20 protein-coding genes are annotated in these 19,767 nt (G+C 59.0%); 15 read left to right on the top strand and 5 right to left on the bottom strand.

Features of this window, described 5'->3' with window-relative positions; all coding sequences use genetic code 11:
- Positions 1–17 precede the first annotated feature (17 nt).
- The 5 genes from AC0L2H_RS16535 (at position 18) to AC0L2H_RS16515 (ending at position 4,772) form a co-directional block, all read left to right on the top strand.
- Positions 18–947 (top strand): acetaldehyde dehydrogenase (acetylating), encoded by a 930-nt coding sequence (locus tag AC0L2H_RS16535; RefSeq protein ID WP_473591226.1) that lies wholly within the window; start codon positions 18–20, stop codon positions 945–947.
- Complete coding sequence (gene dmpG / locus AC0L2H_RS16530; protein ID WP_473591225.1) at positions 947–2,011, top strand: 4-hydroxy-2-oxovalerate aldolase; 1,065 nt, start codon at positions 947–949, stop codon at positions 2,009–2,011. The genes AC0L2H_RS16535 and dmpG overlap by 1 nt, the downstream gene beginning before the upstream one ends.
- Positions 2,008–2,889, top strand: a complete 882-nt coding sequence (locus AC0L2H_RS16525) for an NAD(P)-dependent oxidoreductase (RefSeq protein ID WP_473591224.1) — start codon at positions 2,008–2,010, stop codon at positions 2,887–2,889. Before dmpG ends, AC0L2H_RS16525 begins: the two co-directional genes overlap by 4 nt.
- A 128-nt stretch (positions 2,890–3,017) precedes the next feature.
- Positions 3,018–4,118, top strand: coding sequence for a Gfo/Idh/MocA family protein (locus AC0L2H_RS16520; RefSeq protein ID WP_473591223.1), 1,101 nt, complete (start codon positions 3,018–3,020; stop codon positions 4,116–4,118).
- 12 nt (positions 4,119–4,130) lie between these two features.
- Entirely contained in the window at positions 4,131–4,772 is a 642-nt protein-coding gene (locus AC0L2H_RS16515) for a ThuA domain-containing protein (protein WP_473591222.1), read from the top strand.
- Between the two features lie 222 nt (positions 4,773–4,994).
- Here AC0L2H_RS16515 and gloA read toward each other — a convergent pair whose 3' ends face one another.
- Together gloA and AC0L2H_RS16505 are read right to left on the bottom strand one after the other, a co-directional pair.
- A complete protein-coding gene (gloA, locus tag AC0L2H_RS16510) occupies positions 4,995–5,414 on the bottom strand; it encodes a lactoylglutathione lyase (protein WP_473591221.1) in 420 nt (139 codons plus the stop codon).
- A gap of 71 nt (positions 5,415–5,485) precedes the next feature.
- Entirely contained in the window at positions 5,486–5,902 is a 417-nt protein-coding gene (locus AC0L2H_RS16505) for a 4-oxalocrotonate tautomerase (RefSeq protein ID WP_473591220.1), read from the bottom strand.
- Between the two features lie 184 nt (positions 5,903–6,086).
- Here AC0L2H_RS16505 and AC0L2H_RS16500 point away from each other — a divergent pair, with 184 nt between their 5' ends.
- The gene (locus tag AC0L2H_RS16500; RefSeq protein ID WP_473591219.1) at positions 6,087–6,611 is read left to right on the top strand and encodes a TetR/AcrR family transcriptional regulator; all 525 of its coding nucleotides are present in this window, start codon (positions 6,087–6,089) and stop codon (positions 6,609–6,611) included.
- 195 nt (positions 6,612–6,806) lie between these two features.
- Here AC0L2H_RS16500 and AC0L2H_RS16495 read toward each other — a convergent pair whose 3' ends face one another.
- Entirely contained in the window at positions 6,807–7,760 is a 954-nt protein-coding gene (locus tag AC0L2H_RS16495) for a LysR substrate-binding domain-containing protein (RefSeq protein WP_473591218.1), read from the bottom strand.
- A gap of 84 nt (positions 7,761–7,844) precedes the next feature.
- Here AC0L2H_RS16495 and AC0L2H_RS16490 point away from each other — a divergent pair, with 84 nt between their 5' ends.
- Entirely contained in the window at positions 7,845–8,591 is a 747-nt protein-coding gene (locus tag AC0L2H_RS16490) for an SDR family NAD(P)-dependent oxidoreductase (RefSeq protein WP_473591217.1), read from the top strand.
- Between the two features lie 332 nt (positions 8,592–8,923).
- Here AC0L2H_RS16490 and AC0L2H_RS16485 read toward each other — a convergent pair whose 3' ends face one another.
- A complete protein-coding gene (locus AC0L2H_RS16485; protein ID WP_473591216.1) occupies positions 8,924–9,907 on the bottom strand; it encodes an AraC family transcriptional regulator in 984 nt (327 codons plus the stop codon).
- 134 nt (positions 9,908–10,041) lie between these two features.
- On the opposite strand from AC0L2H_RS16485, the gene AC0L2H_RS16480 reads away from it, so the two are divergent.
- From AC0L2H_RS16480 to AC0L2H_RS16470, 3 genes are read left to right on the top strand one after another with little or no spacing between them, the layout of a single operon-like run.
- Positions 10,042–10,416, top strand: a complete 375-nt coding sequence (locus AC0L2H_RS16480; protein ID WP_473591215.1) for a YybH family protein — start codon at positions 10,042–10,044, stop codon at positions 10,414–10,416.
- 52 nt (positions 10,417–10,468) lie between these two features.
- Entirely contained in the window at positions 10,469–11,125 is a 657-nt protein-coding gene (locus AC0L2H_RS16475) for a peroxiredoxin-like family protein (protein WP_473591214.1), read from the top strand.
- Between the two features lie 28 nt (positions 11,126–11,153).
- Positions 11,154–11,567, top strand: coding sequence for an MAPEG family protein (locus AC0L2H_RS16470; protein WP_473591213.1), 414 nt, complete (start codon positions 11,154–11,156; stop codon positions 11,565–11,567).
- Between the two features lie 516 nt (positions 11,568–12,083).
- Here the strand turns inward: AC0L2H_RS16470 and AC0L2H_RS16465 are convergent.
- Positions 12,084–13,634, bottom strand: a complete 1,551-nt coding sequence (locus AC0L2H_RS16465; RefSeq protein WP_473591212.1) for an aldehyde dehydrogenase family protein — start codon at positions 13,632–13,634, stop codon at positions 12,084–12,086.
- Between the two features lie 165 nt (positions 13,635–13,799).
- On the opposite strand from AC0L2H_RS16465, the gene AC0L2H_RS16460 reads away from it, so the two are divergent.
- From AC0L2H_RS16460 to AC0L2H_RS16440, 5 genes are all read left to right on the top strand, one after another.
- On the top strand, positions 13,800–14,570 hold the full coding sequence (locus AC0L2H_RS16460; protein ID WP_473591211.1) for an IclR family transcriptional regulator: 771 nt from the start codon (positions 13,800–13,802) through the stop codon (positions 14,568–14,570).
- 117 nt (positions 14,571–14,687) lie between these two features.
- Positions 14,688–15,662 carry a sugar ABC transporter substrate-binding protein gene (locus AC0L2H_RS16455; protein WP_473591210.1) on the top strand — a complete coding sequence of 325 codons (975 nt, stop codon included), beginning with the start codon at positions 14,688–14,690 and terminating at the stop codon, positions 15,660–15,662.
- Positions 15,663–15,731: 69 nt separating this feature from the next.
- Entirely contained in the window at positions 15,732–17,264 is a 1,533-nt protein-coding gene (locus tag AC0L2H_RS16450) for a sugar ABC transporter ATP-binding protein (protein WP_473591209.1), read from the top strand.
- On the top strand, positions 17,261–18,238 hold the full coding sequence (locus tag AC0L2H_RS16445; protein WP_473591208.1) for an ABC transporter permease: 978 nt from the start codon (positions 17,261–17,263) through the stop codon (positions 18,236–18,238). The genes AC0L2H_RS16450 and AC0L2H_RS16445 overlap by 4 nt, the downstream gene beginning before the upstream one ends.
- Positions 18,235–19,287 (top strand): ABC transporter permease, encoded by a 1,053-nt coding sequence (locus AC0L2H_RS16440; protein ID WP_473591207.1) that lies wholly within the window; start codon positions 18,235–18,237, stop codon positions 19,285–19,287. Before AC0L2H_RS16445 ends, AC0L2H_RS16440 begins: the two co-directional genes overlap by 4 nt.
- The last annotated feature ends 480 nt before the right edge of the window (positions 19,288–19,767 follow it).

The following is a 19,767-nucleotide window of genomic DNA, read 5'->3' as shown; positions in this document are numbered from 1 at the left end:
AAATAGGGAGCATCACCGTGACGAAAACAAAGGTTGCGATCATGGGATCGGGCAACATCGGCACTGATCTCATGATCAAGATCATGCGCCATCCGGAGCATTTCGAGTTGGCGGCCCTGGCGGGCATCGATCCCAATTCGGACGGGCTCGCCCGCGCCCGGCAGCTAGGAGTGGCGACCACGCATCAGGGCTTCGCGGGTCTGCGTCGCCTTCCCGATTATGATGATATCGCGATCGTCTTCGACGCTACATCTGCTCATGCTCATCATGAGATTGCCGGGCCGCTTGCCGATGACGGCAAGCAGGCCATTGATCTCACCCCGGCTGCGATCGGACCCTACGTGGTCCCGACCGTGAACCTCGATCGCAATCTGAACCTTCCCAATCTCAATATGGTCACCTGCGGCGGACAGGCGACCATTCCCATTGTCGCGGCGGTGACCCGCGTTGCGCCGGTCCACTACGCCGAGATTGTTGCCTCCATCGCCTCCAGATCGGCCGGGCCCGGCACGCGAGCCAATATTGACGAATTCACGCAAACGACCGCCCGTGCAATCGAAAGCGTCGGCGGCGCTGCGCGCGGGAAGGCGATTATCGTTCTCAATCCCGCTGAGCCGCCACTCATAATGCGCGATACGGTCTATTGCCTTGCCGATACGGACGACGCTGATGCGGTCGAGCGTTCGATCGCTGATCAAGTAAGCAAGGTACAGGCTTATGTGCCAGGCTACCGCCTTAAGCAGAAGGTGCAGTTCGACCGTGTTGGACCGAACAATCCGGCTCTGATCCCTAACCTGGGTGCCCGTTGGGGTCTTAAGGTTACGGTCTTTCTCGAGGTCGAGGGCGCTGGCGATTATCTGCCGGCCTACGCAGGAAATCTCGACATCATGACGTCGGCCGCACTCGCGGTGGCCAGACGCCTCGCCCGTACGCCAGAGGCCGCCTGATGCCGGGACGGGTCTACATCCAGGACGTGACTTTACGCGACGGCATGCATGCTGTCCGCCATCAGTACACGCTCGACCAAGTCCGTTCCCTCGCCGGCGCCCTTGATGCGGCCGGAGTCGACGCCATTGAGGTCTCGCATGGAGACGGGCTCGAGGGCTCAAGTTTCAACTATGGCTTCGGTCGCTGCACTGATCTCGAATGGATCGAGGCTGCTGCCGAAGTGGTCAAGAATGCGCGTCTCACAACGTTGTTGCTGCCTGGCATCGGGGCCATCGAGGACTTGCGAAGGGCGGTAGCAAGCGGTGTTAATTCAGTCCGGGTAGCGACGCATTGCACGGAGGCGGACGTCGCCGCGCAGCATATCAGTGCAGCGCGTGAGCTCGGCATTGATGTAGCCGGCTTTTTGATGATGGCGCACATGGCCCCGCCGGAGGTTCTTGCATCCCAGGCCAAGTTGATGGAGAGCTATGGTGCACATTGCGTCTACGTCACGGATTCGGCGGGCGCGTTGACTATTCCTGCCGCGGTCGATCGCATTCGTGCGCTACGCGATACTGTCGGGGAGACCACGCAGGTCGGCATCCACGCTCACCACAATCTGGCGCTCGGCGTGGCCATCTCGACGGCCGCGGTCGACGCCGGTGCCTATCGCGTTGATTGTTCGCTCGCGGGCATGGGCGCTGGCGCCGGCAACACGCCGCTCGAAGTGTTCGTTGCGGTGGCCAATCGTCTGGGGATTGAGCACGGCTGCGACCTTTTTACCCTCATGGATGCCGCCGATGATCTGGTGCGGCCGATTCAGGATCGACCCGTCCGGGTGGACCGCGAAACGCTGAGCATCGGCTATGCCGGCGTCTACTCGTCGTTCCTCAGACATGCCGAGAGCGTCTCAACCACTCACGGTGTCGATGTTCGCGATATCTTGTTGGAACTCGGCCGCCGGCACATGGTGGGTGGGCAGGAGGACATGATTGTCGACGTTGCACTCGACCTAGCTCGAGATCGGTCGCCCCGATTGCCGATGGGGGATCAGATCAATCCGCAAGAGGCGAGGGGACGATGAACTCGGTTGCTTTTCTCGGCCTTGGCAACATGGGCGCGCCAATGGCCAACGCGATGGCGCGGGCGGGGATTGCCGTTCACGCCTGGAGCCGATCCGGCACATCGGCTCATCCGCTGGCGCCCGAAATTACGATGCATGAGAAACAAAAGGACGCGCTTGCTGGACAACGCGCGGTCATCCTCATGCTTACCGACGCACGGGCAGTAAACGAAGTATTGGTACATAATGCTGCCCTCGAGGCGCTGTCACCAGGTGCGGTCGTCGTCGATATGGGAACGACGGGCGTGAAGCAGGCGAGACAGACTGCTGAGGCGCTGGCCGAACGCGGGATTGATCTCCTGGATGCACCCGTCTCGGGAGGGGTCGTCGGAGCGATCAATGGATCCCTCGCGATTTTCGTCGGCGGCCAGGAGGCGACGTTCAATACGCTCCGTGGCTACCTCGAAACCATGGGAAAGCCGCATCTGGTGGGTCCCGTTGGCTCGGGCCAAGCGGCTAAGCTTGTCAATCAAATGATTGCGGCGATCAACATCGGCGCGCTAGCGGAAGGTCTCCGATTTGCCGAGAAGTTCGGCCTGGATTGCCCAACGTTGCTGGAGGCTTTGGCGGGCGGCTTTGCCGACAGCCGAGTGCGGGAAGTGCACGGGCCTCGCATGGTCGCCCGAGACTTTTCGGCAAAGGGTGCGATCAACATGCACCTCAAGGATCTTCGACTAGCTGCGGACACGCCGGGCACCTCGTTCGCCGGACTACCGCATGCAAACCTCGCGCTCAAGCATTTTGAGGATCTGGTTGAGAGCGGTCTCGGTGACCTGGATCACAGCGCTTACATCCTCGCATATGATGACAAGGTGCTCGGGGCTCATGAGGCGCGCTGATTTTTTGCGTTCTAATGGACGCGGACAAGAGTGTCCGCGCAAAACCGTTTGCGTGCCAAAACAAGCGAGCTCCACGCTTTGTGTGCACTGCCAGACCTCGTCACCTTGCTTGAGAGGACAATAGCAGGATGGAGCGGGTTCGTATTGGCGTGGTTGGGCTCGGCAATATCGCGGCGGCATACATCAAGGCAGCCCCGAGCTTTCCTATCGTTCAGATCGTCGCAGTGACCGATATCAATCCTGATGTCGTGGACCTGAGGAGCCAGGAATTCGGGATTCCGGGGGTTTCGCCTGATGCGATATTCGCCGACCCCCGCATCGATGTCATCCTCAACCTCACCAATCCAAAGTCGCATGTCGAGGTCGGCCTCCGCGCTCTCGCAGGTGGAAAACATGTATACTCTGAGAAGCCGCTCGGTGTGTCTTTCGCAGACGCCAAGCGGTTAATAGAACTCGCTCGAGCCAGCAAGCTTCGCGTCGGCTGCGCTCCTGACACATTTTTCGGCGGCTCGCACCAGTTCGCCCGCCAACTGGTCGATCAAGGCGCGATCGGCACGCCGATCGGCGGAACGGCGTTTATGATGGTCCCCGGCCACGAAAGCTGGCATCCAAATCCCGCCTTCTACTATGCGGCGGGCGGCGGTCCGATGCTCGACATGGGGCCGTACTACCTTACGGACTTGGTCAACCTGCTGGGGCCGGTCGCAAGCGTTGCCGGCATGGTTGCGACATCGCGATCACAACGCCGCATAACTTCCAAAGAACGGTTCGGTGACCTCATCCCCGTCGAGGTGCCGACACATGTGACCGGATTGCTCAACTTCAGCAACGGCGCCATCATTCAGATAACCATGAGCTTCGACGTGGTAGGCCACAGGCACTCTCACATTGAACTCTATGGAACCAGCGGATCGATGGTGGTACCGGACCCCAATCGATTTGGTGGACAGGTCGAACTGCTTTCCTCCTCGGCCGAATGGACGGACATCGCCCCGACATTGCCTTATGCTGACCGCAACTATCGATCGATCGGCTTGGCGGACATGGCCTATGCCATTCGCACCGGTCGGTCGCACCGCGCCAGCGGCGATCTTGGCCTCCATGTCCTGGAGGTTATGGAGGCGGTTGGGCGGGCGTCCGAGACCCGTTCCACGGTCGACATCACCACCACTGTCGAACGACCAGCGCCGCTTGCCAACTCGCTTCGGGACGGCGAACTCAGCGATTGATAGGAGGCTGCGTTGCGTGATGCACTGATCGTCTGGGGCGGATGGGATGGACATGAGCCTGAGCATGGCGCCGAGATCATCAGGCAGTTCCTGGTTGAGGACGGGTTCAACGTAAGGGTTGAAACCTCGACCGAAGCGTTCAGCGATCCAGCGGTCAAAGGCTACTCTCTGATCGTTCCGATCGTTACAATGTCGACCATAAGAAAGGAGGAGGCGTTTGACCTTGCTTTGGCTGTCGAGGGAGGGGCCGGCCTTGCTGGCTATCATGGCGGTATGGGAGACGCCTTTCGCGATTCTACCGAATACCAGTTCATTGTCGGTGGCCAGTGGGTTGCGCACCCTGGTAATGTGATCGACTACGTGGTCGAGGTCACCAGTCCGGACGATCCGGTGATGGAAGGAATCACGAGCTTTCCCTATCGGTCCGAACAGTACTACATGCATGTCGATCCGGCCAACGAAGTGCTCGCGACGACAAAGTTCTCAGGCAGCCACGCCTATTGGATCAATGGCGTGACCATGCCCGTGGTCTGGAAACGCAGGCACGGCCAAGGCCGGGTGTTCTATTCATCCCTGGGTCACAAGGCGCACGAGTTCGAGATCCCGCAGATGAAAACAATTCTTCGCCGCGGCATGAACTGGGCGGCACGCTAGATGTCGGGTGGGTTCGCTTCGAGCGGATCGGACATCGGAGCGCGAGGGGAATCGTACCGGTAAGAGCAAGCGGCGAGCATCGCATGGGAACACCTGCGGTAAGCTGGGCACTCGGTTGAGTCGCCCTTTCCCGCGGCCGTGTTGGACAAGATGACTCCTCTCAGCGGTAGAACATAAGCGTGACGCAGAATTGCGGGGACCGAAAACTAGCGCCCTGGGAATTCATCCGCGCTCAATCAACTCGATCCGGTATCCATCAGGATCTTCCGCGAACGCTATCGTGTCACGTTGCCCGTTGACCGCGGCATGCGCCATCAGCCCCGCAGGACGAATTATGGTCGCGCCGAGTTTCTTCATACGATCGCACGCCGCCGAGATGTCGCTGACGGCAACGGCCAAGTGTCCAAAGGCGTTGCCATGGGAATATTCTGTCCCATCGTAATTATAGGTCAGTTCAATAACTGTGCTCTGAGCCTCGTCCCCATACCCGAGGAAGGACAACGTGAATCCACCTGATGGATAATCCTCTCGCCGCAACTCCCGCATACCAAGCGCATCCACGTAGAACGCGACAGAGCGATCAAGATCAGTCACTCGGATCATGGTATGCAGTAGTTGATGTGGTACATCCCGGTTAGCCATTCTCGCGCGCCTCCAATGAGATTTCGCAGAGCGCGGCGGATAGAGTCCACCGCCCTCTGCTTGACTTTGCGTTAGCCCTTCGCAATCGCCGCGCCGAGCGCAGCATTCACGTGCGGCCGACCGTTGAGATTCCACGTTCCATCCACCGTGTGGACGCCGTTGGTCCAAATGCGATCCCGCGACAATTTTCCCGCAGAAAGCCGATGAAGTATCTCGGTGACTTCGACGAAGAATTTTTCCTGAATCTGGTGATCAGCAAGCGCAAACGACGGTGTCTTGGTTTCGAGCCAAGCGCCTTCGACTGGTTTCCCTCCGGAAAAGGCTCTCCCCTTTTCAAGAATATTTACATGGGCGGTGACATTGGGAGTCATAACCGTATTCCCGCCGAGATTGTGGGCCGCGAGGAACGCCTCGGTGATCTCCGCAATTGCGGTCGCTTCGAGACCGTCCGGGAGAGCGCCTTGGGTCAAAGTCAAGGATAGGGGCATGGTTTTTCCTTCGCTGAAAGTGCCGCGCCTGAGCAGCCTTGTAATGGGATTGCGACCGTTATATAACGACCGCTATGTTCCATAGGATAACGATCGCTATGGAGTCAATCGTTAAATCACGATCGTTATCTGAAAGGCAACCATGCGGTATCGAGCCGGGCATAGAGAGGAAGCCAAGACGCGAATGATCGCTGCGGCCGGCCGAGGCTTCCGACGGAAGGGTTTTGCGGGTATCGGCGTAGATGGGCTGGCTAAGGAGGCCCAGGTTACTTCAGGGGCCTTCTACAGCCATTTCTCCTCGAAGGATGCCGCGTTCCAGGAAGCCGTCGAAGTCGGAATTGAGGAGCTTCGAGCAGGGATCGAAGCCTTCCAGGCACAGCATGGACCGGACTGGCTAGAGCATTTCGTCGATTTTTATCTGGGCGAGAAGCGCACCTGTGACTTAGATCTAAGCTGCGCCATGCAAAGCCTGTCACCAGAAGTCATACGCTCAGATGTCGATACACAGGCGATCTACCGCGCGGGAATGTTGCGAGTTGTCGAACAGATTTCGAAGGGATTACCCGGTGATAGAGCTGAGGATCGGCAGGCCCATGCATGGCGTCTTGTATCAATTCTTGTTGGAGCGGTAACCTTAGCTCGAGCCGTCGGCGACTCTACGTTGGCGGCCTCGATCGCAAATTGCACTAGAAGCGCGGCTAGGAAATAACGAATCCCCACTGCTGCACTTCTCACTGCCGGCAAGCTCAGCATCCAGCAGGTTACCAGACGCAGACCGTCAGAGCGCAGATCCACGCAGTATGTAACGCAAATGGCGCATCTCGATCCCGGTCTGATGCTCCTTCGGGGCTGCGATGATCTGCTTTTCGCTGAACTCACTCTCCATTAAGTTATGGAGTTTGATTCAAATCGAGGGCGGCGTGTCAAGGGTACCGTCCGACATCGCAGGGTCATCGCGCATACGTTTTCGGGCAAAGGTCACGAATGCCTTAAGTTTCGGCAACGATTGTTGCGGACTTGGATAATAGAGCGAGAGGCCCGGAAACTCGTCAGCGAATGATTGCAGGGCCGGTTCGAGCCGGCCCGCAGTTATGTGATCATGAAGAAACGATTGCGGAGCGCAGATGAGACCTATCCCTCTGATTGCTGCATCTATGCCGTTGTCAACGTCATTGGTGAAAAGTATGCCCTTGGGCTGCACGGTGACCTTTCGTTGCCCAACCACAAAGTCCCAATGGCCCACGTTTCGACCCTCGCGCTGCAAGACGATGCCGCGGGCATCGTTGAGATCTCGGGGATGACGTGGCTTTCCGTAACGCTCAAAGTAGGATGTCGCGCCAACAAGCAAAAGCGGTTCTGGCTTTGTTAGCTGCACCGCCACCATATCCTTTTGAACGAGATCGCTGATGCGAATTCCTGCGTCGAAGCCAGCCGAAATGATGTCGACAGATTGATCATCGCCAACCATTTCCAGTTCGATTTTGGGATAAGCGTCGAAGAACTCTGGAAGTAGCCGGTTCGTGATCAATCTCAGAACTGGACGCGGCACATTGATCCGCAATCTTCCCCTGGCGACCACCCCCAGGTCCCTCGCGGCCTCCAAACCTTCGTCTATTAGTGCAACCGCCGGGCGCGCGTATTCCATGAGACGCAGGCCGGCCTCGGTCAGGCTGACGCTTCGGGTCGTTCGGGCTAAGAGCGTTGCGCCAACGCGATGCTCTAGGCTTTTGACAGCGTGACTAACTGCTGAAGGCGTTAGCCCCAGCTTGGCAGCTGCGGCTCTGAAACCGCGAAGATCGGCAACCGCCATGAAAACGACGAGGCCGTCCAATCGGGATAAATCAATTGATGAAGGCATTTGCACGGCCTGTTCGATAATTAGCGAATTATCGTACAGTAGCCCATCTGCTACCCGGGGCTGTGAAAAACTTGAGAGAGACGAATGGCACAGCTTGGCGGAAAAGTCGCTCTAATAACCGGGGCAAACAGCGGAATTGGATTTGCAACTGCGAAGCTGTTTGCCGAGGAGGGAGCGAGAGTCATAGTCGTCGGGCGCAGAGAGCCTGCGGTGCGGGAAGCGGCTGCCTCGATCGCCGGCGCGGTCGGAATCACCGCAGATGTTTCCAAGCTCGAAGAGCTCGATAGGCTCTACAACGAAGTGGATGAAAGGTTCGGAACGCTGGACATATTGTTCGCTAATGCAGGCATTCTGGCGCGGGCGCCATTCGGGAGCGTGACGCCGGAGCACTTCGACCGCGAGTTCGATGTCAACGTTAGAGGGCTATTTTTTACAGTACAGAAAGCGCTTCCGCTTTTGCGAGACGGAAGTGCAGTCGTGTTAATGTCTTCCATATCGAATTCGAAGGGAATGCCGGGCGATCAGTTGTATGCGGCTGCTAAGGCCGCCGTCCGTTCTTTTGCTCGAGGTTGGACAAACGATCTAAAGAATCGCAAAATCCGAGTTAATTCCATTAGCCCGGGCCCTACTGCCACACCCATCATCGGTAAGATGGGAATCCCAGAAGACGTTCTTCAGGCGATGCTGCCTGCGTTGATTGCGCAAATTCCACTCGGTCGGCTCGGGTCGCCCGAAGAGATTGCAAAGGCGGTACTGTTCTTGGCCAGCGAGAGCAGCTCGTTCGTGACGGGCATAGATCTGAGCGTTGACGGCGGCATGGCACAGGTTTGAACTTTCGTCATTGCATACGCCGATCAACTGGTCAGCTGCGGAATTGGTGCGTAGGGCCGGGATGGCGTTGGCCGCAGAATTAACGTTTCCTGTCGTTACGACCTCTGAACGAGCGTTGACCTCTGAAGAGCGAAGGGCGGCACGCCGCGACTTCGAGCAGTCCCCAAAAATTTGTTGGCGAATTGCTGGCCAATTGGCCCGCCCAAATCAATACCGCAGTCTCCCATATTAAAATGGAACTACGACAAGGGAATTTGCTTCGCGATTATCAGTGAACCGGAAACTGCCGAGATCATGAGGGATATGCTTCCCAACTGCCGAACGTGCAAAAGTCAATTGACGTTCTTGACACCTGGCCGGGCGGTAAGCTTTGCGGCAGGCGACACATTCGCCGGCGCGCCGCCCGCGGCGCAGTCCGTCCGATAGCGGCCCGGCGATTTGGAAAAGTAACGGCGAAAGGTTTTGCCGAAGGCGGTTGCAGACTCGTAACCAGTGCACAGTGCGACGTTCTCGACCGAGAGTTCCGTCGATCGCAACAGTTTGGCTGCGACGTTCATTCGCCAATTCGCCAGGTATTCGAGCGGTGTCTGACCGACGAGGAGAGGAAACCGCCGAGCAAAGGAAGCTCTTGACATTCCGACACACGCCGCAAGTTCAGCAACTGACCAGGAATGGCTAGGGTCACGATGCATCGCGGCAAGTGCGCGGAGGATCTTTGGATCGCGTAACGCGCCAAGCCAACCAGCGCTCGGTGCTTGCTGCGAATCGAGCCAGTGCCTCACAATCAGGACAAGTAGCGCGTCGAGTAGCCGTGCGATCACGATATCGGAACCCGCATCCTGCTTCGCAGCTTCTTTCAGGAGAATGCGGGTTAGCGCCGGAAGCGCCTCGCCCCGCTCCGCTGCATCGGAGGGTATATGAATCAGGTCCGGGAGCACGCCAGCAAGTGGATGCCGGGCCGCGTGATCGAAGGTGATCTCCGCACAAAGAAGCAGGGCTCGTCCGACGTTACTTCCGCGGTCCGCGCGTTCCCGGGCAAGGGCAAGTCCCTGCGCAAGAGGCAGTGGAGGAGTATCCGGGGCGTCTGACAGGACGTGGGCAAGCGCGCTTGGAATGAGAACGATGTCTCCTTCGGACAAACGAACGGGCTCCGAACTGCCAGCGACGCGCAGCCAGCACCCTCCTCGTTGAATGAGATGAATCGCAACACGGACATCAGCGGGGATTGTCAGTGCCCAAGGGGCGTAGAGCTCAGACCGTGTTAAAACAGCGTTTCCGAGACTAGCCAGCCTCAACACGTCGGCAAGGACATCCATTTGCATCACGCCCGCAATTGATACGGCGCATTCCTATCAAAGAGTGAGACGATCGAATAGCTTTTTGAGGCTTTGGCTCCTTCAAATATCACAGAGAGTAGACGTACAGTCGGGCATCAACATGGGAGCCTGACATGACTGCAGCAAAGACACCCGAGGATCTCCATCAGGACCTCGCGACGGCCTACAATCAGAGGGACGTGGAACGTCTGCTGGCGCTATTTGAGCCCAACGGCACGCTTGTGCCGCAACCCGGGCAGTTCGCGCGAGGTTCTGACGAAATTCGTGGCGCGTTGACCGGCTTCATCCGGATTGGCGGCGTAATGGAAGTGAAGACGGTCGATATCGTGACTGCCGGCGATCACGCATTGACGCGGACCGCGTGGTCAATCGTCAACGGTAATCAGACGACCGTCCAAGCAAACGGGGTGGAGATTCTTCGGAAGGGGGACGATGGCGCCTGGCGCTTTCTCGTCGATCATCCCTTCGGAGCGAATGCGCCGGCCTAGCGCGCTTGCAACGGCCTAAATTCCCCGAAGAACCGAATATCGGAAGTACGTCATGTCGCTGCGCAGCCAACTCGACGCTGTCACTACTAGTCTTACGAACCAGGCGGCGCCCGAGATAATCGCCGTGATGGACGCAGCAGGTGATGCGTTAGCTCGGACCGACCTAATAGATCACGCGTTGAAAGTCGGTTCGGCGCTGCCTGAGTTCGCGTTGCCCGACCCGATGGGAAAGATTGTCACTTCGGCCGAACTCCTGGCCGGAGGGCCGTTGCTACTGACCTTTTATCGAGGTGGATGGTGCCCTTACTGCAATCTGGCACTGAAGGCACTGGCTGACATTTCGAGTGAGCTGGCAGCTTCAGGGGTTCAGATCGTGGCAATCTCGCCGCAGTCGCCAGATCATTCGCTGTCGATGCAGGAAAAACTTGCGTTGTCATTCCCTGTTCTATCTGACGCCGGAAACGCGGTCGCCCGCCGGTTCGGGCTTGTATTCAAGCTCTCGGCAGAGCTATTGCCGATCTACAAGTCGTTCGGAATCGATCTGACGGAATTCAATGCCGACGCGAGTTCTGAACTTCCCGTTCCCGCCAACTTTCTTGTCAATACCAGAGGGCAGATTCTAGAGCGCCACATCGACGTCGACTACCGCCAACGTCTTGAACCTTCCGACGCGCTGAAGTGGACCGCGACCCATTTCGGAAATCTTTAGGCCGTTGCCAATGAAGATCTGAATCAACATGTCTACTCTACTTCAGTATCTCACGTTGTCTGCGATCTTTACCGCGAGCGTGTTCATTCCCGTCGGACTTTCGCGTGTCGCCGCTGCGGAGACAGTCGGCAAAGGACTGCGGCATGAAATGGGAAATCGGGAAAGCAGCGAGCCCGGATCTGCATTCAGCGGACGAGCGTCGCGCGCTTTCAGCAACGGCATTGAAAGCTTTGCCACATTTGCCGCAGTTGCTCTCACCGCCCACTTAACAGGCCGGGACCCGCACCTGGCAGCGTTGTTGGCGCAGACATACTTCTATTCTCGTGTAGCTTTCACCGCGTTCTATTGGGCTGGCGTGGCGTATTTGAGGACGATCGCCTTCTATGCCGGCTATCTCTCTACCCTGCTGCTTGGTCTTGTCGCGTTAGGCACATTCGACTGAGATGCCGCTTGAGTTTGGCTTGCTCCGGCGCGTATTGGAGTGGCAGGCCGATTTGGGAGGATCAACCGATGCGCCGAAAAAGGTTCGAGCGAAATCCGGCGCTGGTGCTCTCGTTACCTTATCCGAGCGGTCGCGGCAGGTCGCCATGTACGCCGTCGCCCTCGGCGTGGATGGCGTCTATTCGCAAGCGGGCCCTCGAGGATCACTCGAAGCAGGCGCGGCGGCGCGGTCTCAATCGTCAATCCGCGCCCAGATCGAGGCGATCAACATATCTCTCCGCAGTCCGCCGAGGTTGCATGCGCGCACTGTCGCCCCTGCCTTAAAGCAAGCGAACCACCGCGCATTTAGTGGCCGCATTTCTCCGAACTCGTCGAAGCTCCCGGCTCCTGCAGCCGCCGCCTTTCGCGTTGCTTTCAATATCCGGCGAGCCACCCAGCTGAGCGCTCTACAAAGCACCCGCAAGTGGTCTGCCCGAGACACATTGAGCGTCCGATGGCGACACAGTGAAATGTCGGTTTAGGAGGCCAGCAGGCCGTTTAATTTGGCCTGCCGCGACCATGGCTTCACGTCCTTTAAAGCAACAATGACAGTTTTGAACTCGGAGTACTCGTCGAAACCGTATTTGCCGGTATCGCGGCCATTTCCGCTCTGGCGATAGCCGCCAATCGGCAGTTCCGGCGCGCCGTCGAGCGTATCGTTGATCCAGCAGCGTCCGGCCCGAACGGCCCGTATCGTGTTGAATGCCTTCTCGAGATCCTTGGTCCAAACACCGGCTGACAGCCCAAAATTAGTGTCATTGGCCATCCGCGCCGCCTCCTGTGGTGTATCGAAGGTCAAGGTCGTCAGCACAGGTCCGAAAATCTCATCACGGGCGATCGACATTTCAGGCTTCGCGCCGGTGATAATTGTCGGTTCGAAATAGTGGCCCTTGCCCGCGCCTGCTCGGTTGCCTCCAATCATGACTCTCGCGCCAGCATCCGCCGCTGTTTGGACGTAGCGCTCGACCTTATCGAGATGCGCGGCCGAGATGAGTGAGCCCATTTCCACACGGTCGTTCAACGGATCGCCGTAGGTCGTATGGCTGGCGATCTCGGCGACGCGGTCGATCAGCTGATCCGCGATGCCGCGTTCCACAATCAACCTGCTGCCCGAAATGCAGACCTGGCCGGTGTTGTGCAGGAAACCCTTGATCACCGTCTGCGCGGCAGCGTTGATGTCAGCGTCGGCAAAGACGATCTGCGGACCCTTGCCGCCGAGCTCCAGCCCCACCCGCTTGACTGTGTCAGCGGCGACCGCGCTGAGCAATCTTCCGGTGCGTACCGAGCCGGTGAAGGCGATCATGTCGACGCGCGGATCTTCCGCTAGTGTTTGGCCGGCGGGGTTGCCGTATCCCGTCACGACGTTGAACACGCCGTCTGGAAACCCCGCCTCGCGCGCCAGCTCGGCCATCATGATTGTCGATCCCGACGTGAACTCCGACGGCTTCACCACCACCGTACAGCCGACGCCTATGGCCCAAGGAAGCCGCTCGCAGGCGATCACCATCGGGAAGTTCCACGGTGTGATGATACCGACGACACCGATAGGCTCGCGCAACACCAGCCCCAATCGGTCGGGCCCGAGCGTGTTGTGCGTATCGCCCTGCAGGCCGCGCACCATACCGGCGCCATAGCGCCAAAGGTCGGCGCAGTAGGCGATCTCGCCGCGTGACACGCTGATCGGCTTGCCGACCTCGAGGCTTTCCACGACCGCCATTTCCTCCTGATGCTCGATCAGAAGATCGGCAAGGCGGAACATCAGCGCCGCTCGCTCGGCTCCCGTCATGCGCGACCATGGGCCATTGTCGAATGCATCGCGCGCGGCCTGGATCGCCGACTCGACATCCTCCTTGTCCGCGGACGGCCACTGGCCGACGATTGCCGATCCGTGGCCAGGACCTTCCCGATCGATCGTCTTGCCGCTCTTGGCATCGACGGAGCGGCCGTTGATCAACATCGAATAGCGGCGCGCCTTGCGAACGCGGCTGTCCGTAAGGTCCGGCGCGATGAAGGTTGAGATCTCGTCCATGGTGCAACTCCTGTGCTGAGAAGCTTGATACCGCACGCCTCAGGATCAGGCAATAGCCGCATCAACTGTGCATTGGTTGCACCAGCGGACTGTGCTATGATACTCGAGCGTCTGGATCTTGGCGCACAGCATCGCTACAGATTGTCGCGAAGACGCGAGGAATTCATGCTTAAGACGATCGAAACCGACGATGCCAAGTCTCGGAGCATCGCTCTTCGCCCGCTACGCATTCTCGAAAGCATCGCCGAGGCCAACGCGCCGCTTGCGGTAATGGATGTCGCGCGCCAGGTCGGCGTCGATCGCAGCACCGCCTATCGCATCCTGGTCAACCTTGCCGAGGCCGGCTATGTCGAGCGCGATAGTACCGGTGCGCGCTACATGCTGGCGCACAAGGTTCTGTGGCTGGCCAAGTCGCTGCTCGACAAGGATGATTCCAACGCACGCATCAACGAAGCGCTTGCCGTGCTTGCCTCCCTGACCGGCGAGACCGTGCATTTTTCCGTTCTGGATGGCAATTCCGCTTTGCTCACCCACAGTGCCAAGGGAAAGCAGAGGCTGAGCGTCGACGTTGCGATCGGCGAGCGATCGCCCCTTCATGCGACGTCGGCCGGCAAGATACTGCTCGCCTACGCAAGCGAGGCGTTCGTCGATGCTCTGGTCGATCGAGGGCTCCCGAAACTGGCGCAAAACACCATTACCAAGGGGCGTGCCTTGAAGCGTGAAGTCGCCAAGGTTCGCGAGATCGGCTTCGCCTATGACCTGCATGAATTCGCCGACGACATGCATTGTGTCGCCGTACCAGTTCAAAACAGGCGCGGCGGGTTGCATGGAACGATCAGCTTCTCCGGCCCGGATTCCAGATTCACACTGGCATTCCTGGACACGTTGCGTGATGCCGCCCTGGTTGCCGCCAAGAATCTCTCCGAGATGTTCTAGTGTGCAACCATTGCACATCATTCGCAACCATCGCACTTTTAGGTTGACCGCTCCCCGAATTATCTCCATCCTTCAAAACGGGTGGCGGGACTGACCGCGCCTGTAAGGGAGGAGTTTATGTTGAAGAGATTGTTGACAGGCGTCGTTCTTGCCGGAGCACTCATGCTTGGCTCGATCGCTCCCTCGGCAGCGGATGGCGAGAAATTCGCACTGTCGATGGGGTGGGCCGACGGTGAGTCCGGCGCGCATTTGAAGAAGGGCTTCGAGGACGCCATCAAGGAGCACGGCGGCACATTGACGGTTTCGGACGCCAACTATGATGCGAAGCGCCAGTCCGACCAGATCGACGCTTTCATCCAGTCGAAGCCTACGACGTTGTTCATCACCGCGGCCGACCCGGCGGCAATCGCGCCAGCGGTTCAGCGGGCCATCGATGCGGGCATTCCGGTTTTCGCCTCCGACAGTCTGATCCCCGGCGTCCCTGTTACCTCGACGGCCCTGTCGAACAATTTCGGCATGGGGGTCTATACCGGCGAGTACATCGCCAAGCGCCTGAATGGCAAAGGCAATATCGGCGTCGTCGACCTGCCGTCCAACGAGACCTGGGACCTGCGCGCGCTCGGCCTTAAATGGGCGTTGCGCCAGTATCCCGACATCAAGATCGTCAACACATGGTCTTTCAATCCCTCGGGCTCGACAACGCCGCGCCAAGGCGTGGAAGGCATTCTGGCCGCAAATCCGGACGTGCAGGCGATCTGGTCGGCCTGGGATGGAGCGGCGATGGAAGGCGCTCTCGCGCTTCAGGCCGCGGGTCGCACGGAAGTGTTCACAACCGGTATCGACGGCGGCAAGCAGGTCTTTGAGCACCTGAACTCTGATACAGGCGTTGCGCTTTCGATGGCGCAGAGCTTCTACGAGATGGCGGCTCTCAACGTCTTCTATGCCTATGAACATCTGGCCGGAAACAAGGTGCCGCGCATCGCGATCACCCCGACCTATGCCGTCACCAAAGATGTGCTCAAGGGCACGGTGCCGGACAATTACGATGTCCCTGGAGAAGCGGCGAAACTCGGCTGGCAGCGGGCACTTTGAGCCGCGGCCAAACGGGAGGATAGTCTCCCAAGACGCGGCCGGGCCGGGAAACATCCGCCCGGCCGCACCTTGAAGTGGCATCGGAGGAAACCGTTGGACGAACCCGTTCTGAAAGCCGACGGCATCGAAAAACGCTTCGGCGCATTCCGTGCGCTGAAATCGATCGACTTCGCACTCCAGGCTGGAGAAGTGCGCGCGTTGCTCGGCGTGAACGGTGCAGGCAAATCGACCTTTGTGAAGATCATCTCAGGCCTCTACACGAGGGATAGCGGCGTGCTTACAGTGGCGGGCAAGAGGGTCGAAATCGGTTCGCCAGCAGCGGCGCTCCATGCCGGCATCGCTTCGGTCCATCAGCATCCCGAGCTGGTCGAGGATATCTCGGGTTCCGAGAACATCTATCTGGGCAAGGAAGCCACAGGCGCGCTGTACAGCTGCGCGAAGTTGCGCCAAAGGGCGTTGAGCCTTGCGCGTCGTTACGAGATCGATGTCGATCTGGACACGCCTGTTGGCGAGTTGAGCGCGATCGAACGCGAGATGATCGCGATCCTGCGCGCCATATCCGCCGACGACATCAAGGTGCTCATTCTCGACGAACCGACTTCGGTCCTGACGCAACGCGAAAAGGCGATCCTGTTCTCGCTGATTGCCCGCCTGAGCCAGCGCGGCATCGGTGTGATTTACATCACCCACCGCCTCGACGAGGTCTTCGAGATCGCCAGCAGCTTCACTGTTTTTCGCGGCGGCGAGGTCGTCGCAACGCAGCCCGTGACCGCTGAAACCGACGCTCGGTCGATAGCCGAGCTGATGCTCGGAACCAGTCTCGGAAATGTGTATCCCGACAAGCATCCACAACCGCGCGAGCCGGTGCTCGAGGCGCGAAAGCTCGACGTCGCGGGCAAATTCGAGAATGTCTCGTTCACCGCCCGTAAGGGTGAGGTTCTCGGCATTTTCGGCCTGCTCGGTTCGGGGCTGGACGAACTGTCCAAGGTAATCTTCGGGGCCTTGGCGCCTACCGGAGGCGGGCTGGCCGTCAACGGCGGAGCCGTTAAATTCACCTCACCGCGGGATGCCTTGCGCTCAGGCATATTCCTCGTGCCGGGCGATCGTCGCAAGGAAGGTCTCACGCCCGAACGGGATGTTGCGTTCAACACGACATTGGCGCGCTTGGGCAAAGTAAGTCTCGGCGGGTTGATGAATTTTGGCACGGCGCGAAGGCGCTCCACCGAGCTGGCACGCAAAGTCGATCTGCAGCCGAACGACACCTATCGAAAGGCGGAATCCTTCAGCGGCGGTAACCAGCAGAAGATCGTCATCGCCAAGGGGCTCTTCACGCAGGCCGACTGCTACGTTTTCGTCGAACCGACGGTTGGCGTCGACATCGGCGCACGCTCCAAAATCTATTCTCTGATACGCGAACTCGCGACCCATGCCGCAGTAATCGTCATGAGTTCGGACGCCGAAGAAGCCTACGGGCTGTCCGACCATGTCATCGCCTTGCTGGCCGGCAAAATGGTGAGGTCAGGACCGGTCGCGAGCCTGACGCGCGAGGAGTTGCTCCTCGCGGGCCTTGGCGCTCCACGAGAGAAGGCGCGCGTCGCATGAGCAAATTGGCGCCGATACTCGCTTTCGGGCTGATCTACGTAGCGATACTCGCGACGTTCGGATCACTTCAGCCGCAATTCCTGACCACGAACAATCTGCAGACGATCTTTCGTCTGATGTCGGCCAACGGCTTGGCGGCGCTCGGCCTGACCTATGTCATCGTGGTGCGTCAGTTCGACATGTCCTTTCCCTGGGTCGCGTCGTTTGGAGCGATGACTACCGGCTTCTGCGTCGCCGCGGGAATGCCTGTCTTGTTGGCGCTTGCCGGCGGTATGGCGGCGGCCGCGCTCGTCGGGCTGATCAACGGTTTGATCGTCGGCTTCCTGCGCCTGCCGGACATCATCGTCACCATCGCTACCGGCTCGATCGCCTATGGGCTCGCCTATTTCTACAATGACGGCGTGCCTATACACGAGAACTACCTCACCTCCGGCATCATGAAGATCAGCAACCAGCGCCTACTTGGCGTCTCGATGCCGACGATCATCATGCTCTCGCTATACGTGCTATCGCTTGTTTTGCTTGAGGCATCGCGCTTTGGTCGCGGCTTCTACGCCACGGGTGAATCGCGCAATGCGGCCTACCTGTCCGGCATCCACGTAAGGCTCTATGTGCTTGTAGCTTTTTCCATCTGTGCGGTGCTTGCCACGCTGGCCGCGATCATAGTCACAGCCGGCGGCGGCAAGGCGGACCTGCGTGTGGGAATCAATTTCCTGATGCCCGCCTACGCCGCCGTCTATTTGGGAGCAGCGCTGTTCGGGCGGCCGTCGGTGTTGGCAACGCTGCTAGGCACGCTGTTCATGTCAACGATGATCAACGGCTTCACGCTGCTTGGCGTGCCATTTTATTATGCGGACGCGGTCGTAAGTCTGACGCTGCTTGTGGCCCTGGGCTTCACCAGCAGCCGCGTCCATGAGGCAGCAAGATCGGTGCTGAGCCAGTTCAGCCCGCGCGCGGAGAAGGCCTCGTCATGACCGTGGCGAGCTCGCACGAAACACCCAGCGGGGCTGCGCAAGGGGCCGCCTTGATTCAGCGCGTCTCGCGTCTTGCGCTGGTCGGCATCCTGATCGCCTTCTACGCTGCGTTTGCTCTCACCAACCCGGTCTTCGGACAGTGGAGTAACTTCCTGTCGATGTGGCAGAACGCCAGCATCGCAGCTATCATGTTCATCGGCCTGACCTGGGTGGTGGCATCAGGCGAGATGGACGTCGCGTTCATGGAGATCGCCGCCTTTTCGGGTGTCGTCTTCGCCTGGCTGCTCCAGGAGCGTTGGGACCCGGCCCTTGCGGCGCTGCTTGCAATAGGTTGCGGCGTTGGCTTCGGCCTTCTCAACGGGCTGCTTGTCGGCGTTCTGCGTTTTCCCGCGCTGATCGCGACCATCGCCACCGGCGGTATCGCACACGCTGTTGCGTTCATCCTTGGCGGCGGACAGCCGATCTATGTCAACAACAGCGGCGTTATTGGTCGCTTCGTCAATGCGACTTTGTTTGGATTGCCATCGCTCGGACTGTTCGCGCTGGCGCTCTATGGACTTGCATGGTTCGCGCAAGATCGGCTTGTGATCGGCCGCCGCATCTACACTCTGGCACAGAACCGCAAGGCGATGGAGGAAGCCGGCATCGGCTGCAGCAGGATCGTCCTGGGCCTCTACTGCTTCTCTGGATTGACCGCTGCGCTTGCTGGCGTGCTGCTCGCCGCCAGCTTGAAATCCGGCCAGCCGACAATCGGCGCTTCGTTCTTCCTCGACGGCCTTACCGTCGTGCTCCTGGGTACCACCGTCATCAAGATCGGCAAGCCGAATATCATCGGCACGGCGGTCGGCGTGGCCTTGCTGGCCGTCCTTTTGAACGCCCTGGCGCTCGCCGGCTGGCCGACCTCGACGCGCGAGATCATCAAAGGCGGGCTACTGCTTTTAGGAATTTCGGCGTCACTGCTCACCCAGTCGCGAACGGCAAGATCGGTGGAGCCGCAGCGACGTGAGAGACCCAATAAAATTCAGAACTGGAACAACAGGTACAAGTGAATGGAAATCATCGTGTGTTGTGAATTTAACTTCGGCTCGAGAGAAGGCGCGCAACCGCCATCAAATCTAACCTAGGGAAGACGTTAGTTGCAGACTATTCCACCGAGAGCAGTTTGGAATTGGCCTTTTCCAATTCCGGCAGCACCTTGGTGGGCCAAAACGCAGTACCTACCATGCGATCGGAGGTTGCGCCTGCGAGGTCAGTCTCTTGGATCGTCAACCATGCTTGAAACCCCGCCCTTGGTTTCTCACGTCATTAAATTGCGGTCATCCAACCGCGAAGATGAATCGCTTTTTCCGCCACCACGCATAGTCTGTCACAGGCGATTATGGGCGCACGCGGTCGGGTGGAAACAGAGATGAGGCGGTGGTCGGTGTTGAGCGCGCCTATACTCGGATTGCCGTCAAGGTGGACTGTCCTAACCAGCCAGGCCACCTAAAACCCCGCTACGGCGCGGATGATCGCCATGGCCAGCAAGT

It is taken from the genome of Mesorhizobium sp. WSM4871, from assembly GCF_055811295.1.
The sequence above is the reverse complement of the archived record's forward strand: the minus strand, read 5'-3'. Positions and strand labels throughout refer to the sequence as shown.

Coding starts and splice junctions, on each gene's coding strand:
- dmpG (WP_473591225.1), top strand. CDS start 947: ATGCCGGGACGGGTCTACATCCAGGACGTGACTTTACGCGACGGCATG.
- AC0L2H_RS16525 (WP_473591224.1), top strand. CDS start 2,008: ATGAACTCGGTTGCTTTTCTCGGCCTTGGCAACATGGGCGCGCCAATG.
- AC0L2H_RS16520 (WP_473591223.1), top strand. CDS start 3,018: ATGGAGCGGGTTCGTATTGGCGTGGTTGGGCTCGGCAATATCGCGGCG.
- gloA (WP_473591221.1), bottom strand. CDS start 5,414: ATGGCTAACCGGGATGTACCACATCAACTACTGCATACCATGATCCGA.
- AC0L2H_RS16505 (WP_473591220.1), bottom strand. CDS start 5,902: ATGCCCCTATCCTTGACTTTGACCCAAGGCGCTCTCCCGGACGGTCTC.
- AC0L2H_RS16500 (WP_473591219.1), top strand. CDS start 6,087: ATGATCGCTGCGGCCGGCCGAGGCTTCCGACGGAAGGGTTTTGCGGGT.
- AC0L2H_RS16495 (WP_473591218.1), bottom strand. CDS start 7,760: ATGCCTTCATCAATTGATTTATCCCGATTGGACGGCCTCGTCGTTTTC.
- AC0L2H_RS16490 (WP_473591217.1), top strand. CDS start 7,845: ATGGCACAGCTTGGCGGAAAAGTCGCTCTAATAACCGGGGCAAACAGC.
- AC0L2H_RS16485 (WP_473591216.1), bottom strand. CDS start 9,907: ATGGATGTCCTTGCCGACGTGTTGAGGCTGGCTAGTCTCGGAAACGCT.
- AC0L2H_RS16480 (WP_473591215.1), top strand. CDS start 10,042: ATGACTGCAGCAAAGACACCCGAGGATCTCCATCAGGACCTCGCGACG.
- AC0L2H_RS16475 (WP_473591214.1), top strand. CDS start 10,469: ATGTCGCTGCGCAGCCAACTCGACGCTGTCACTACTAGTCTTACGAAC.
- AC0L2H_RS16470 (WP_473591213.1), top strand. CDS start 11,154: ATGTCTACTCTACTTCAGTATCTCACGTTGTCTGCGATCTTTACCGCG.
- AC0L2H_RS16465 (WP_473591212.1), bottom strand. CDS start 13,634: ATGGACGAGATCTCAACCTTCATCGCGCCGGACCTTACGGACAGCCGC.
- AC0L2H_RS16460 (WP_473591211.1), top strand. CDS start 13,800: ATGCTTAAGACGATCGAAACCGACGATGCCAAGTCTCGGAGCATCGCT.
- AC0L2H_RS16455 (WP_473591210.1), top strand. CDS start 14,688: ATGTTGAAGAGATTGTTGACAGGCGTCGTTCTTGCCGGAGCACTCATG.
- AC0L2H_RS16445 (WP_473591208.1), top strand. CDS start 17,261: ATGAGCAAATTGGCGCCGATACTCGCTTTCGGGCTGATCTACGTAGCG.
- AC0L2H_RS16440 (WP_473591207.1), top strand. CDS start 18,235: ATGACCGTGGCGAGCTCGCACGAAACACCCAGCGGGGCTGCGCAAGGG.